1 protein-coding gene is annotated in these 241 nt (G+C 41.5%); it reads left to right on the forward strand.

Features of this window, described 5'->3' with window-relative positions; all coding sequences use genetic code 11:
* Positions 1–9: 9 nt before the first annotated feature.
* On the forward strand, positions 10–241 hold a 232-nt coding region (locus GNY06_RS15610), incomplete at its 3' end, for a transposase (RefSeq protein WP_317163753.1).

The following is a 241-nucleotide window of genomic DNA, read 5'->3' on the forward strand; positions in this document are numbered from 1 at the left end:
CTACGGATTATTTGGAACAGTATTCTTTACCTTGTTAAAACAGGTTGTCAATGGCGTATGCTTCCCCAAGATTTCCCCAAGTGGCAACGGGTGTACTATTATTATAAAAAGTGGGCAGATATGGGGCAATTCGAACTAGTGTTGGAACATTTACGAGGCAAATTTCGAGTAAAACTAGGACAAAAATCAGAGCCATCGCTTGGTATTATGGACAGCCAGAATATTCGCTGGGGCAATAACC

Source organism: Elizabethkingia argenteiflava (genome assembly GCF_009904105.1).
Lineage (GTDB): Bacteria > Bacteroidota > Bacteroidia > Flavobacteriales > Weeksellaceae > Elizabethkingia > Elizabethkingia argenteiflava.